The organism is Pseudomonas syringae pv. tagetis (assembly GCF_022557255.1).
Taxonomy (GTDB): Bacteria; Pseudomonadota; Gammaproteobacteria; order Pseudomonadales; family Pseudomonadaceae; genus Aquipseudomonas; species Aquipseudomonas caricapapayae.
This window is the reverse complement of record NZ_CP092923.1, coordinates 5501917-5516032: the sequence shown is the minus strand read 5'-3', so window position 1 is coordinate 5516032 and position 14116 is coordinate 5501917. Positions and strand designations below refer to the sequence as shown.

Genomic DNA, 14116 nt, shown 5'->3' with positions numbered 1-14116 from the left:
TCGAGATTGCGTCTGGCTCACGTACTTTCCCGCTCCACCAACCTGCATTCCAGCAAATTCAGCTGCTGTATCTCTCCCTCTACCGGTAACACCCCGAGGCTTTCAAGCACCCGCGTGGCAGCCAGTATGCCGATCTCCAGTGCAGGCGGTTTGATGGTGGTCAGGCTGGGCAGCATCATTTCAGCGAAGGCGTAGTCACCAAAACCCATCAGCGCGCAATCCTGCGGAATGTGCAGGCCGGCGCGCTGGCTGGCGAGCAGGGCACCGGCTGCCAGATTGTCGTTGGCGAAGAAGATCGCATCGGGGCGCGCGGGCTGGCTCATCAGTGTGTCCATTGCCTGTTTGCCTGCCTCGAACGGCGCGCGACCGGTGTCCGGGACAAACACCCAGGGCTTGATGCCGAGCCCTTCCAGGGTCGCGACATAGCCGTCACGCCGTTCCAGTGCGCTGAAGTCGCCTGCAACGCTGTTCTGCACGAAGGCGATGCGACGGTAGCCTTTGTCGTACAGATAGCGGGCTGCCGTCACGCCGACGTCGTAGTGAGAGAAGCCAATCTGGATCGGGCTGCGTTCAGGCTGGTGATCCCAGGTTTCGATCACCGGTACATCGGTCTGCTCGATCATCTTGTCGGTGGCCTGGCTATGGAAGCGACTGGTCAACACCAGGGCCGCTGGCGACCAGCCCAGAAACGCCCTTACTGCGCTTTCTTCCTGCTCGGCGGAAAAGTAGCTGGAGGCCAGTAACAATTGGAAGCCGTGCTGACTCAGCGTGTCGCTGAAGCCCTGAATGGTGTTGGCGAAGATGGGCCCGGAGATGTTGGGAATCACCATCGCCACTATTCGGCTGCGCGCCGATGCCAGGCCACCGGCGACCAGATTCGGCACATAGCCCAGCGCATTGACCGCAGTGGCAATCCGCTCGCGCAGTTCAGGCGACACTTGCTCCGGCTGATTGAAATAGCGCGATACGGTAATGGCCGATACACCGGCCTGGCGCGCTACAGACGTGATGGTTACCCGTCCTGCACCTCGGCGTTTGCGTATCGCGGGTTTCTCGTCGGCCATGCTCGATCACTTCGTATAAAAGTAAAAAGAATATAAAACTAATTTTTCAGTATTGGACGGTCTATCCGATCTTTCCTGATACTTGTGATGTTAGCGCTAACAAAGGCGGTTTGTCTGCTACTCGCCACCGCGAATGCCCGGACCCGTTCTAGCCAGCACGCATAGTCGTCAGTGCGCATCGCACAGGCGGATCAGGGCATATTTCAGGTAGGCACGCAGATGCACACAACACGTGGGGATGGGGTCAGACACACGCTTCTGGCACAGGCAATCGATCGGGCTCATACGGCGCGGGGGCGGCGTTTTGGCTGGTTGCTGACCGGGCTGACGGCATTGCCGTGGGTTCCGGCCGTAGCAGATACCGCAGCAGCGCAGAACACAGAGACGGTAGCGCTTGAGTCCGTCACCGTGACGGCCACGCGGCGCGAAGAGTCGCTGCAAAAGGTGCCGGTCGCCGTTTCTGTGATTCAGGGCGAGCAACTGGAGCGGGACAATCGCAACGGCGTGGCCAGTATCGTGCAGCAAGTGCCGTCGTTGAATTTCCGTACCGGGGCGTCCAACAAGGACACCTCGCTGTTCATTCGCGGTGTCGGCACCATTTCCACCTCGCCAGGCGTCGAGCCGACTGTAGCCACCGTGATCGACGGCGTAGTGTATGCACGTCCGGGTCAGGCCACGCTGGACCTGCTCGACCTTGAGCGCATTGAAGTGCTGCGCGGCCCGCAAGGGACGCTGTTTGGCAAGAACGCCTCGGCGGGTGTGCTCAATGTCACGACCAAAGCGCCCACCGAAGAGACTCACGGTTATATCGATCAGTCGTATTACAGCGGCAACGAAAGTCGCACCCGCTTCGGCATCGGCGGCAGTCTGATTCCGCAGACCCTCAAGGGTTCGATCACGACGCTGTTCGGCAGCTACGACGGCAACGTCGACAACAAGCTCAATGGCCATGAAGTCAATGGCTACAACCGTAAGGGCGCGCGCGGCAAGCTGGAGTTCACGCCCAATGACGACATTACCTTTACCCTGGCGGCGGACTACATGCAGTCCCACGACGATGCGCCCAACGGTGTGGTGAGCAAGGCCCTGACTCCGGCTTTTGCCAGTGCCCTGTCTCCGGTACGTGCCGACAGCGACAACCGCGATGTGCTCAGCGATTACCGCAGCCATGTCGAGGACGTCAACAAGGGCTTGTCCGGCCAGCTCGACTGGCAACTGGGCGACTACACCCTGACCTCCATCACTGCCTGGCGCGGCTGGGACAACACCCAGTATCAGGATGGCGACCGACTTGGCACCGTTACCGCCGCGTTCCCTGGCACCGAAGACAAGGGCGACCTGGAATTCAACCAGTATTCCCAAGAGCTGCGCCTTGCATCGCCAAAGGGCCGGTTTGTCGAGTACGTGGGCGGGCTGTTCTACATGCACGGCAAGAGCGACGAAACCTACCAGCGCACGCTTGTCACGCCGACTCGTCAGGACCGCGGCGTTGCCGATTACAGCACCACCACCGACAGCTATTCGGTGTTCGGCGAGACGACCTTCAACTTCACCCCTGACCTGCGCGCAATTGTCGGCGCGCGCTGGACTCACGACGACCTGGAATACGATCACCGCCGCGTATCGACATCAGCCACGACCGTCAGCGGCATTCAGCCGGGCACCAGCAGTTCCGGTTCGGTCGACGAGGACGGCAAGTCCGGGCGTCTCGGCTTGCAGTATGACCTGAGCGACAGTGTGATGACCTACGTCACCTATTCACGCGGCTACAAAGGCCCGGCTTACAACGTGTTCTTCAATATGCAGCCGCGTGACACCGACGCGCTCAAGCCGGAGACCTCCAACACCTGGGAAGTCGGCATCAAGGCCACCACCTGGAATAATCGACTGACCACCAACCTGGCGGTGTTCCACAGCGACTACGACAACTATCAGGCGAACTTCTTCGACAGCGTTGCCGGGCAGGTGGTTACGCGGTTGATCAACGCAGGCAGCGTCAGCACGGAAGGTGTCGAGCTGGATTATGCCTTGCAGGCCACCCGGAACCTGAAATTCTCCGGCGCACTGTCCTACACCAAGGCACGCATCGACAGCTTTGCCTGCCCGGCCGGTGCCGCGGCGTCATGCAACGTCGATGGCAAAACCCTGCCCTACAGCCCGGACTGGAAAAGCTACGTTCGCGCCGATTACACCATCCCGCTGGACAACGGTCTGGATATCGAACTGGGCACCGATTACAGCTGGCAGAGTGAAGTGCAGTACGACATCAGCCAGAACCCCGACACCCGACAGGGTGCCTACGGCATCTGGAATGCCAGTGTGGCGCTGGCTGATTACAACAGTGGCTGGCGCGTCGCACTGCTCGGCAAGAACCTCGCCGACAAGTCCTACTCGCCAATGCTGGCCACAGGCGGCAGCTACGTTTACCGGTCTGTACCGCGTGATGACGAGCGTTATTTCGGCGTGCAACTGCGCAAGGATTTTTGAGGCGTGGCCCGCAGTCACACAGTAAGGAGTGAGGTATGAGCACGTCTGCTCGACAGATGAAACTGGGCGCTTTCCTGATGGCCACCGGACACCACGTCGCGGCCTGGCGTCACCCGGATGTGCCTGCGGATGCAGGGCTGGATTTCAAGCATTATCGGCATGTGGCCAGGGTCGCGGAGGCTGCGAAATTCGACACCCTGTTCGTGGCAGACAGCGTCGCTGCCGCGACCGGTGATATCGCCAGCCGCATGGCACGCTCCGATCATTTCGAGCCGCTGACACTGCTCTCGGCGTTGAGTGCGGTGACGGATAACATCGGCCTGATTGCAACGGCGACGACGACGTACAACGAGCCGTATCACGTGGCCCGCAAGTTCGCCTCGCTGGATCATCTGTCCGGCGGACGGGCGGGGTGGAATCTGGTGACGTCTGATGCCGCTGCCGAAGCGCAGAACTTCGGCCGCGCTGAACATGTGGGGCATGCCGAGCGCTACAGCCGCGCCCGAGAGTTTCATCAGGTGGTGACCGGCTTGTGGGACAGCTGGGCAGATGATGCTTTTACCCGCGACAAGGCCAGCGGTGAGTATTACGACCCGGCCAGACTGCATGTACTCAACCATCAGGGCGAGCACTTCAGCGTCAAAGGCCCGCTGAATGTGGCGCGCTCGCCGCAAGGGCAACCCGTGGTCGTGCAGGCCGGCTCCTCCGAAGTCGGGCGCGATCTGGCGGCGCAGACGGCGGAAGTGGTGTTCACCGCGCAGACCTCGCTGGCCAGTGCCCAGGCGTTTTACGCAGACATCAAGGGTCGTTTGAGCGCCTACGGACGTGACGCAGATTCGCTGAAAGTCATGCCCGGCGTGTTCATCGTCGTGGCAGAAACCGAGGCCTTGGCGAAAGCGAAATTCGAGTCTTTTCAGGAACTGGTCGAGCCTCGGGTGGGGGTTGCCCTGTTGGGGCGCATGCTGGGCAATTTCGACCTGTCGGGCTATCCGCTGGACGGCCCGTTGCCGGAATTGCCGCTGACCGACAGTGGTCAGCGCAGTCGACAGAAACTGCTCACCGAACTGGCCGATCAGGAAAACCTCACCCTGGCGCAACTGGGACGGCGTATTGCCGGTGGGCGAGGGCATTACAGCCTGATCGGTACGCCTGCGCAGATCGCCGATGAGCTGCAAGTGTGGTTCGAACACGGTGCGTCGGACGGCTTCAACGTGCTCGTGCCGCATTTGCCGGGCGGGCTGGAAGACGTTGCGCAGTTGTTGGTGCCGGAGTTGCAGCGGCGCGGGCTGTTCCGTACCGAGTATGAAGGCACGACACTACGCGAAAACCTGGGCCTGCAGCGGCCTGCTTACAGGTTTTGATTGTTACCGTGCATTCATCGTTACACACAAGGCCGCTCTGGATTATGGCCAAAGGCCCCGGTCGCTCCCACGCCCTGCGGGCAGAATCAAAGAAAGATTTGTGTATGGCAATGGCTTTAGGGCATAGACCACTGAATTAAAGGATTACCCATGAAACCATTCACCTTCATCGCCGCCATTCTGGCTTTCAGCGGCTTGCTCAATACAGCCTCTGCCGACGAGCCTGACGCCTTGCGCATCGGCTACCAGAAAGGCTCGATCACGCTGGTGCTGGCCAAGGAGCACGGCCTGCTGGAGAAGCGTTTTCCAGAAAAGAAAATCAAATGGATCGAGTTTCCGGCCGGCCCGCAAATGCTGGAGGCGTTGAACATTGGAAGCCTGGACATCGCTTCGACCGGTGACATTCCGCCCATCTTCGCCCAAGTCGCAGGTGCCGATCTGGTCTATATCGGCGCAGAAGCGGCCAAGCCGCAGGCGGAAACCCTGCTGGTGCGCAATGAAAGCCCGCTGCACAGCGTTGCGGAATTGAAGGGTCGCAAGGTCGCCCTTCAGAAAGGCTCCAGCTCCCACAACGTGGTGCTGCGTCTGCTGAACAAGGCGGGCCTGACCTTCAAGGATATTCAGCCGGTATACCTGACCCCTGCCGATGCCCGCGCCGCTTTTGAAAACGGCAGCGTCGATGCCTGGGCCATCTGGGACCCTTACTACTCCATTGCCATGAGCGAAGGCCATAGCCGCCTCTTGGCCAATGGTGAAGGGCTTGGACTGTCCGGGCCGTTCTATACCGCACGCCGGGCGTTTGCCGAGGAAAACGCTGCGTTGGTGCAGCACGTCCTTGATGAGCTGACTCTGGCCGATGGGCTGACCCGCTCGCAGCGCACCGAGAGCATTCAGATCCTGGCGCGCAGCATGGGGTTGTCCGAAGCGGTCATCACTCAGTATCTTGATCATCGACCTGAATCGCCCAGCCTGCCGATCACACCCGAAATCGTACGTGCGCAGCAGGCGACCGCCGATCTGTTTTACGACAACCACCTGATACCCAAGCGGGTCGATATCCAGCAGGTGGTCTGGCAAAAGCCATGATTCTCGCGTGGCGAGCAGATTTTTCCGGCTCGCGAACGCACCGCAGAACGCCTCGAATATCCCCAGACAAGAGAGGATTCAATGACCTACATCGCTGCCGAAAATCGTTACAACGACATGCCTTATCGCCGTACCGGCCGCAGCGGGCTGGTGCTTCCGGCGCTGTCGCTCGGCCTGTGGCACAACTTTGGCGACAGCACGCCGATCGACACGCAGCGTGCCATGTTGCGCACAGCGTTCGACCTGGGCATCAACCATTTCGACCTGGCCAACAACTACGGTCCGCCCTACGGCAGTGCCGAGATCAACTTCGGTCGCCTGCTGCGCGAAGACTTCAAGCACTACCGCGATGAATTGATCATCTCCAGCAAAGCCGGTTGGGACATGTGGCCGGGTCCTTACGGCCAGGGTGGTGGTTCGCGTAAATACGTGCTCGCCAGCCTTGACCAGAGCCTGCAACGCATGGGGCTGGATTACGTCGATATCTTCTATTCTCACCGCTTCGATCCGGACACTCCGCTGGAGGAGACCGCCGGCGCACTGGCCACCGCGGTGCAGCAGGGCAAGGCTCTGTATATCGGTATCTCCTCGTATTCCGGGTCCAAGACTCGCGAGATTGCTGCGTTGCTCAACGAGTGGAAAGTGCCGTTGCTGATCCACCAGCCGGCTTACAACCTGCTCAACCGCTGGGTCGAAAAAGACCTGCTCGACGCGACCGAAGAGCTGGGTGCCGGTGTGATTGCCTTCACTGCGCTGGCTCAGGGGCTGCTGTCTGACAAGTATTTGAACGGCGTGCCCAAGGATGCACGGGTCAACCGTCCGGGCGGTGGCTCGCTACAGGCTTCGCATCTGTCCGAGCAGAATATTGCCCATGTGCGCGCGCTTAACGAAATCGCTCAGCGTCGCGGACAAAGCCTGGCGCAAATGGCTCTGGCCTGGACGCTGCGCGACCCGCGCGTGACGTCGGCGCTGATCGGCGCGAGCCGTCCCGAGCAGATCATCGAAAACGTCGGCGCACTGAAGAACCTGGCGTTCAGCCCGGAAGAACTGGCCGAGATCGACAGTTTTGCGGTGGAAGGCGGGATCAACCTGTGGGAAAAGCCATCGCTGGCTGAGTGATGCCAGCGTTTCGCTTGTTTTGACTATCGTTACCGCGCTCCGCGTGGGAATGCAGGTCCGGACGCTCTGTGTCCTGCATTGACTGGTCGTTCATGCCAATTCAGAGCATTGGCATGAACGACCATCATATAACCACTCAGCCTTCATCAGCCTCGTCGTCATCCCCGCCATCGACCTTCATGCCCAGTTCCTTGATCTTGCGGGTCAGGGTGTTGCGACCCCAGCCCAGCAGCACGGCGGCATCGCGGCGGCGGCCGGCGGTGTGCTTGAGGGCGGTTTCGATCATGATCCGTTCGAACGTCGGCACGGCACTGTCCAGCAGGCTGGACTGACCGCGAGACAACGCCTGATCGGCCCACTGACGCAAAGCCTGCTCCCAGTTGGTGACCGGGGCGGCGTCTTGCGGCAGGCTCAGCAGTTCCGGTGGCAGGTCGCTGATGTGCACTTCACGACCCGAAGCCATGACCGTGATCCAGCGGCAGGTGTTTTCCAGCTGACGAACGTTGCCTGGCCATGGCAGGTGCTTGAGGTATTCCTCGGTCTCGGCCTTGAGCAGCTTGGGTTCGACCGCCAGTTCCTGCGCAGCACGGCTCAGGAAGTGCTTGGCCAGGGTCGGGATGTCTTCGCGACGGTCCGACATGCGTGGAATGTGAATGCGGATCACGTTCAGACGGTGAAACAAGTCCTCACGGAACTTGCCGGCCTGCACCAGGGTTTCGAGGTTCTGGTGAGTCGCGGCAATGATGCGCACGTCGACCTTGACCGGCGTGTGCCCGCCAACCCGGTAGAACTCGCCATCGGCCAGCACACGCAGCAGGCGGGTCTGGGTGTCGGCTGGCATGTCGCCGATTTCATCGAGAAACAGCGTGCCGCCGTCGGCCTGTTCGAAACGACCGCGACGCAGGTTGGCCGCGCCGGTGAAGGCGCCTTTTTCGTGGCCGAACAGCTCCGATTCCATCAAGTCCTTGGGAATCGCCGCCATGTTCAGCGCAATGAACGGCGACGCCGAACGCGGGCTGTGGCGGTGCAGTGCATGAGCGACCAGCTCTTTACCGGTCCCCGACTCACCGTTGATCAGGACCGTGATGTTGGAATGACTCAAGCGACCGATTGCGCGAAACACTTCCTGCATCGCCGGCGCTTCGCCGATGATTTCAGGGGTGCGGGTCAACGTCGGCGCGACGTCCAGACCCTGCTGTTCCTGAGCGTGCTGATTGGCACGCTTGACCAGCGAGACGGCTTCGTCGACGTCGAACGGTTTGGGCAGGTACTCGAACGCGCCACCCTGATAAGAGGCCACTGCGCTGTCCAGGTCCGAATGGGCGGTCATGATGATCACCGGCAGACGCGGATGCTGCTCGCGAATCCGTGCCAGCAGGTCCAGGCCACTGGCGCCGGGCATGCGGATGTCGGAAATGATCACGTCCGGTTGCTGACGGGCCAGACGGCTCATCACCCCGTCGGCGCTGTCGAAGCTCTGTGTGGTCATGCCTTCCTGTTGCAAGGCCTTTTCCAGTACCCAGCGGATCGAACGATCGTCGTCTACGATCCAGACAGTTTCACTACGGCTCATGTCGAAGCTGCTCCTTGTTCCAGCGGCAGGAAGATCGAGAACGTGGTGTGGCCGGGATGGCTGTCACACTCGATCAAGCCCTGGTGCTGGCTGATGATGTTCTGGGTAATGGCAAGACCTAGCCCTGTGCCATCCGGGCGGCCACTGACCATTGGGTAGAAAATGGTTTCCTGAAGTTCGGCCGGAATACCGGGGCCGTTGTCGATGATCTCGATCTTGCTCACCAGTCGATGGCGAACATGCCCGATGGTGAACTGGCGCATGGCGCGGGTACGCAGGGTGATCCGGCCCAGGCGCAGCTCGTTCTGGCCACTGATGGCCTGCATGGCGTTGCGCACGATATTGAGCACGGCCTGAATCATTTGCTCGCGGTCGATCAAGACGTCAGGGATGCTTGGGTCGTAGTCGCGCACCAATGTGATGCAGCCCTGACTTTCTGCTTCGACCAGACTGCACACTCGCTCCAGCACTTCATGCACATTGGTCATCGCCAGCGACGGCAATTTGTTGGAGCCCAGCATGCGGTCGACCAGATTACGCAGGCGGTCAGCCTCTTCGATGATGACGTTGGTGTAATCCTTGAGGCTCTCTTCCGGCAACTCGCGGGCCAGCAGTTGTGCGGCTCCGCGAATGCCGCCCAGCGGATTCTTTATTTCGTGAGCCAGGCCGCGCACCAGCATCTTGGTGGTTTCCTGCTTGGACAACTGCGCCTCTTCCTTGGTGATGCGCAGCAGCCGGTCACGCGGGTGTACCTCAAGCAGCAGCAGGGTATCGCCCTTGCTGAGAATCGGCGTCACCGCATAGTCGACAGTCAGGGTCTGACCGGTCAGTGCAGTGAGCATCGCTTCGCGTTTGGTGAAAGGGTGAGCCTGTTCGACTGCCTGACGCAGCGAACTCAAGGCTTCGGCCGACTCGGTGAACAGCTCGCTGATGAATTGCCCATGGCTGCGCTGCCCACTAATGGCCAGCAGCATTTCCGCCGCCGGGTTCATGTACTCAAGACGCAGATCGGCGTTGAGCAGAATGGTGGCAGTGGTCAGGTTATCCAGTAACAGTCTGTGCAGCGCATCGCTGATAGTCATGAATCGTGTTGACCTCTTTTGGCACATTGCAGTCGCGCAATGCTGGTGCTGGTTGGTCTGCGCCAGCAGGAGCAAAGCCACCAATACGGTGCTGTACCAGTGAAGTTGCAAAAAACAAACCAAGGCTCTGAAAAGAAGCGCTTTATCTGCAAAGGCGGGCGGTTTTTCGAGAGAGTGCCCGCATACGGCGCTACCTGCAGAGCGTTGCTGAACCAAATTGGGCTGTATTGTTGCGCAGGTGCGCATTGTGCGCACCAAAAAGGTGCTTTGATTTTATCGGGGATCAGAAGAAAGGCAGGATGCTGCTTTTCGGCTCGGGCTTGTCCTTGAGCGGGCACTCGGGGCGTACGCCGAAATCGTCATCCTTGCACGGATGAGTCGCACGCTTTTGCGCAAGGGATATGCGCTGAAGGTGAAAAGGCTGGTTGGGGGTTTTTTCCAGAACCCTGCCAAGCTCGTCAAAAATCTCCACCGATAACTGGTGCGTGCCGCGATCCACATTGCTCAGCGGGAAAACCGGGCTGCGTCCCGCCTGGCCGACGGCAACGCCATCCAGCAGCAGGCGATAACTGTGACCGGGTTGTAACACCGGTTCGCTGGTGACGGTAACGATCAGGTCGCCACCGGGATTGACCAGCGTGGTGTCCGGTTCGGGCACCAGGATTCTCAGCAACTGATAGTGAAACATCGGTTGTACTGCAGGTTTGGCGGGGTGTGCCTTCAGCGTCCGGGTCGGCGGCGTGCCGGTCATGTTGTTGCTGGGTGGAATGTCGACGCGTGTAGCGTTCTTGCGCGGCTGATCGGTAAACACCCGATTACCCTGTGCGTCTATATAGGTGTACACGTCTGCTGCTGCGGGCAGCGTCCACAGCAACAACAGCCAGGTGAGCAGGTTGCGCATTCTGTATCTGTTCATGGCTTGCCGAGGTGTACGCGCTGGACGGTCAGCGTGATGGTCTCGCTTTGCTGAATGATCCGTTCGCCGTCTTTCACGACCACCGCGAAACTGTGCTCGCCGCGATCTATGTTGACTACCTGAAAGCGTGGCAGGTTGGAGAGCTGTCCATACAGATTACCGTCCAGCAGCAGTTGCAGGCGATGATCCTGCTGCAGGCGCGGCTGGATTTTCACGCCGATGATAAACGTGCCATTGTTGGCGCGTAACGCTTCATCGGTAGGAAGGTCTGTCAGTTCCAGTACGTCATAGGCGGTTTGTGGCTGTGGCTGTGGTTGTGCCGGAGCCGATTGCGGTGGGCTGTTGACGACCGGTCTGGCGGGCACCTGTGTTTCGATGCTGTTGAGTGGCGGCAACTCGACCACCTCGGTCCTGGTGCCGTCGGGTGGCTGATTGCTGAACGCGGTGTTGCCGTTCGCATCGGTGTACTTATAGATCTGCGCCAGCGCAGGCAGGCTGATCATCAGCAGCAGGCAAATCAGACTTTGACGCATGGGACTCTCGACAGCAGGGGCACGATTGGCCGTCAGCATAGAACACATCGCCCTATGCTGCGCTATCCACCTGATGTGTCAGAGTTTTGCCGAGCAAAGGTCGGCAGTGGCCAGCACCAGCGCCTGATCGTGGATCGCGTCAGTCTGGTATCGCCGCAGCGCTGAATCCAGCTGAACCCTGCAGTTCTCGGCGTTACGTAGCGGTTGAAAGTCTGCATACGCCTGTAGCAGTTGGGTCTGCAGGCGATCCAGTTTCGGACGGATGTCGTCTGCCAGGCTGAGCCTGGCCGTGTCGGGTGCCTTGCCTGCCGCGTGCCACTGGGCGAGGAGGGCGTTCTGCACCTGTTTGTTGGCCTCGATCTGTGCGCGGAACAGACGCTGGATGTCGTCGGGATCCAGCTTGAATTCGGCAGCACGCGCCTGGGCCGCGCTGATGACTTGCTGCTCGCGCGGCGGGTCTTCAACGGCCTTGCCGCTGTCCCATTTGCTCAGTGCAACCTGATCCGCGATGCTCAGGCGCTCGCTGATTGCCTGCAGCAATGGCTCAAGGGCAGAAGGCTTTTGCTCGGCGGCAAAGGCGAAGCAGGAAGACATGCACGTCAGCGTCAGCAGGGATGTGGCCAGAAGCAGGCGCATAGCAGCTCCATCTCGAATCGGTGGGTGAGGCGAAGATTTAACTCCAGCTAACCGGTCAGAGCCAGTGTCGGGTGGTGAAGAAAACTTCACCACCCGACTGACAGGTTGCTGTGAGGCTATTGCGACAAGGGCGTCGCCGCTGTCGCTGCGTAGAAAACGATGAGTTCGACCGGCATGTCGCCGGTCTGGCCGCGATGCACGATATCGACCATTTCCGCCAGTGCATCGCCCTTTTTCAGGTGAATACGCTTCTTGCTGTCTCTGGCCTCCACCGTGATTTCTCCGGCGACCACATAGGCAGCATTGGGAATCGGGTGGCTATGCCATTTCAGTGCTGTGTTTGCAGGAATTTTGATTTTCAGGAGGGTCAGTTCCGGCCGGCCTTCGGGGTAGGACTCGTAAGGCGTACCGTCCCAGGAGGCCTGGCTTTTCAGCAGGACGCGGGAGTCGACAGTGGCTTTCGCTTGTTGGGCAGCAGCGCCGCCAGTCAGTACCAGTAGCGCTGTTGCAATAAGGAGTCGGTATGTCATGTGGGGATTAACCTTGCTGGCTGAAATTCAAGCCAGAAGTCTGCCCGGTATTTTTCTGGTAATACGGTATCCCGCTACCGCACAAAAATAAAAAATCTGTTTGTCAGAAACGAAAAGACCTCCCGAAGGAGGTCTCCCGTTACGCCGGCAATGCTGGCGTGGCTGGATCAGCAGCTGTAGTACAGCTCGTATTCCAGTGGGTGTACGAAGGTGCGAACCTTGATTTCTTCTTCGCTTTTCAGCTCGATATAGGCATCGATGAAGTCGTCGCTGAATACGCCGCCCTTGGTCAGGAACGCGCGGCCCTTGTCCAGTTCTTCCAGGGCTTCTTTCAGGCTGCCGCAAACTTGTGGGATCTCTTTGGCCTCTTCAGGCGGCAGGTCATACAGGTTTTTGTCAGCAGCGTCGCCAGGGTGGATCTTGTTCTGGATGCCGTCCAGGCCGGCCATCAGCAGGGCAGCGAATGCCAGGTACGGGTTGGCTGCCGGGTCCGGGAAACGTGCTTCGATACGACGGCCGCGTGGGCTGGAGACGTAAGGAATACGGATCGACGCGGAGCGGTTACGCGCCGAGTAGGCCAGCATGACAGGAGCTTCGAAGCCCGGGACCAGACGCTTGTAGGAGTTGGTCGAAGGGTTGGTGAAACCGTTCAGTGCCTTGCCGTGCTTGATGATACCGCCGATGAAGAACAGGGCAGTGTCGGACAGGCCGGCATAGCCTTCGCCCGCGAAGGTGTTCTTGCCATCCTTGGAGATGGACATATGTACGTGCATACCCGAACCGTTGTCACCGTACAGTGGCTTAGGCATGAAAGTAGCGGTACGGCCGTATGCATCGGCAACGTTGTGTACGCAGTACTTCAGGGTCTGGACTTCGTCAGCCTTCTTGACCAGCGTGTTGAATTTCACGCCGATTTCGTTCTGGCCGGCAGTGGCTACTTCGTGGTGGTGAACTTCCACGACCTGGCCCATTTCTTCCAGGGCGTTGCACATTGCGGTACGGATTTCGTGGTCGTGGTCGACTGGTGGCAGCGGGAAATAGCCACCCTTGACGCCTGGACGGTGGCCTTTGTTGCCGCCATCGACGTCGCCGTCGGTCATCCAGGAAGCCTGTTCGGAGAAAATCTTGAACATGGAGCCGGAGATGTCGGACTTGAACTTCACTTCGTCGAAGATGAAGAACTCTGGCTCAGGGCCTACAAAGACGGTGTCGCCGATACCGGTGGACTTCAGGTATTCCTCGGCACGGTGGGCAATCGCGCGCGGGTCGCGGTCGTAGCCTTGCATGGTCGAAGGTTCGATGACGTCGCAGACCAGCACCAGGGTCGGCTCTTCGGTGAACGGGTCGAGCAGTGCGGTTTCGTCGTCCGGCAGCAGAATCATGTCGGAGGCTTCGATACCTTTCCAGCCAGCAATGGAGGAACCGTCGAACATTTTGCCGACTTCGAAGAAATCGTCTTCCAGTGCATCGCGCGCAGGCATGGTGACGTGCTGCTGCTTGCCCTTGGTGTCCGTGAAGCGCAGATCAATCCATTTAACGTCATGATCTTTGATGAGTTGAACCGACTTCGACATGGTGTCCTCCGGGTGGCTAGAGACCGACTTGATAGAGTTGTGGTCCCTTGAATTTGGGTGATGCCGGCGCGAATACTCTGCCAAGGCAACCTGCCTCACAAGGGAGCAATTTGCATGCCAGTGCCCCGTGTTGGGTTTTTTGCTTCAAATGCAGG

12 protein-coding genes are annotated in these 14116 nt (G+C 59.6%); 4 read left to right on the top strand and 8 right to left on the bottom strand.

Annotation, left to right across the window (positions count from 1 at the left end):
• Positions 1-17: 17 nt before the first annotated feature.
• Complete coding sequence (locus tag MME58_RS24695; RefSeq protein ID WP_055006072.1) at positions 18-1064, bottom strand: LacI family DNA-binding transcriptional regulator; 1047 nt, start codon at positions 1062-1064, stop codon at positions 18-20.
• 219 nt (positions 1065-1283) lie between these two features.
• Here MME58_RS24695 and MME58_RS24690 point away from each other — a divergent pair, with 219 nt between their 5' ends.
• The 4 genes from MME58_RS24690 to mgrA all read left to right on the top strand — a co-directional run bounded on the left by MME58_RS24690 (position 1284) and on the right by mgrA (position 7117).
• On the top strand, positions 1284-3551 hold the full coding sequence (locus MME58_RS24690; protein WP_054988544.1) for a TonB-dependent receptor: 2268 nt from the start codon (positions 1284-1286) through the stop codon (positions 3549-3551).
• 35 nt (positions 3552-3586) lie between these two features.
• The gene (locus MME58_RS24685; RefSeq protein ID WP_055006073.1) at positions 3587-4912 is read left to right on the top strand and encodes an LLM class flavin-dependent oxidoreductase; all 1326 of its coding nucleotides are present in this window, start codon (positions 3587-3589) and stop codon (positions 4910-4912) included.
• A gap of 150 nt (positions 4913-5062) precedes the next feature.
• Positions 5063-5998 carry a sulfonate ABC transporter substrate-binding protein gene (locus tag MME58_RS24680; RefSeq protein WP_055006074.1) on the top strand — a complete coding sequence of 312 codons (936 nt, stop codon included), beginning with the start codon at positions 5063-5065 and terminating at the stop codon, positions 5996-5998.
• 81 nt (positions 5999-6079) lie between these two features.
• The gene (gene mgrA / locus MME58_RS24675) at positions 6080-7117 is read left to right on the top strand and encodes an L-glyceraldehyde 3-phosphate reductase (RefSeq protein WP_055006075.1); all 1038 of its coding nucleotides are present in this window, start codon (positions 6080-6082) and stop codon (positions 7115-7117) included.
• 136 nt (positions 7118-7253) lie between these two features.
• Here mgrA and ntrC read toward each other — a convergent pair whose 3' ends face one another.
• The 7 genes from ntrC to glnA form a co-directional block, all read right to left on the bottom strand.
• Positions 7254-8690, bottom strand: a complete 1437-nt coding sequence (ntrC, locus tag MME58_RS24670; protein ID WP_002555721.1) for a nitrogen regulation protein NR(I) — start codon at positions 8688-8690, stop codon at positions 7254-7256.
• Positions 8687-9772: a nitrogen regulation protein NR(II) gene (gene glnL, locus MME58_RS24665; protein ID WP_002555720.1), complete on the bottom strand. Its 1086-nt coding sequence runs from the start codon at positions 9770-9772 to the stop codon at positions 8687-8689. Before glnL ends, ntrC begins: the two co-directional genes overlap by 4 nt.
• A gap of 283 nt (positions 9773-10055) precedes the next feature.
• The gene (locus MME58_RS24660; RefSeq protein WP_082427431.1) at positions 10056-10688 is read right to left on the bottom strand and encodes a DUF4124 domain-containing protein; all 633 of its coding nucleotides are present in this window, start codon (positions 10686-10688) and stop codon (positions 10056-10058) included.
• Complete coding sequence (locus MME58_RS24655; protein WP_082427433.1) at positions 10685-11221, bottom strand: DUF4124 domain-containing protein; 537 nt, start codon at positions 11219-11221, stop codon at positions 10685-10687. The genes MME58_RS24660 and MME58_RS24655 overlap by 4 nt, the downstream gene beginning before the upstream one ends.
• A 78-nt stretch (positions 11222-11299) precedes the next feature.
• The gene (locus tag MME58_RS24650) at positions 11300-11857 is read right to left on the bottom strand and encodes a chorismate mutase (RefSeq protein WP_054988526.1); all 558 of its coding nucleotides are present in this window, start codon (positions 11855-11857) and stop codon (positions 11300-11302) included.
• Positions 11858-11973: 116 nt separating this feature from the next.
• Positions 11974-12387 (bottom strand): cupin domain-containing protein, encoded by a 414-nt coding sequence (locus tag MME58_RS24645; RefSeq protein ID WP_054988527.1) that lies wholly within the window; start codon positions 12385-12387, stop codon positions 11974-11976.
• Positions 12388-12554: 167 nt separating this feature from the next.
• A complete protein-coding gene (gene glnA, locus MME58_RS24640; protein ID WP_054988528.1) occupies positions 12555-13961 on the bottom strand; it encodes a glutamate--ammonia ligase in 1407 nt (468 codons plus the stop codon).
• Positions 13962-14116 lie beyond the last annotated feature (155 nt).

Coding starts and splice junctions, on each gene's coding strand:
- MME58_RS24695 (WP_055006072.1), bottom strand. CDS start 1,064: ATGGCCGACGAGAAACCCGCGATACGCAAACGCCGAGGTGCAGGACGG.
- MME58_RS24690 (WP_054988544.1), top strand. CDS start 1,284: ATGCACACAACACGTGGGGATGGGGTCAGACACACGCTTCTGGCACAG.
- MME58_RS24685 (WP_055006073.1), top strand. CDS start 3,587: ATGAGCACGTCTGCTCGACAGATGAAACTGGGCGCTTTCCTGATGGCC.
- MME58_RS24680 (WP_055006074.1), top strand. CDS start 5,063: ATGAAACCATTCACCTTCATCGCCGCCATTCTGGCTTTCAGCGGCTTG.
- mgrA (WP_055006075.1), top strand. CDS start 6,080: ATGACCTACATCGCTGCCGAAAATCGTTACAACGACATGCCTTATCGC.
- ntrC (WP_002555721.1), bottom strand. CDS start 8,690: ATGAGCCGTAGTGAAACTGTCTGGATCGTAGACGACGATCGTTCGATC.
- glnL (WP_002555720.1), bottom strand. CDS start 9,772: ATGACTATCAGCGATGCGCTGCACAGACTGTTACTGGATAACCTGACC.
- MME58_RS24660 (WP_082427431.1), bottom strand. CDS start 10,688: ATGAACAGATACAGAATGCGCAACCTGCTCACCTGGCTGTTGTTGCTG.
- MME58_RS24655 (WP_082427433.1), bottom strand. CDS start 11,221: ATGCGTCAAAGTCTGATTTGCCTGCTGCTGATGATCAGCCTGCCTGCG.
- MME58_RS24650 (WP_054988526.1), bottom strand. CDS start 11,857: ATGCGCCTGCTTCTGGCCACATCCCTGCTGACGCTGACGTGCATGTCT.
- MME58_RS24645 (WP_054988527.1), bottom strand. CDS start 12,387: ATGACATACCGACTCCTTATTGCAACAGCGCTACTGGTACTGACTGGC.
- glnA (WP_054988528.1), bottom strand. CDS start 13,961: ATGTCGAAGTCGGTTCAACTCATCAAAGATCATGACGTTAAATGGATT.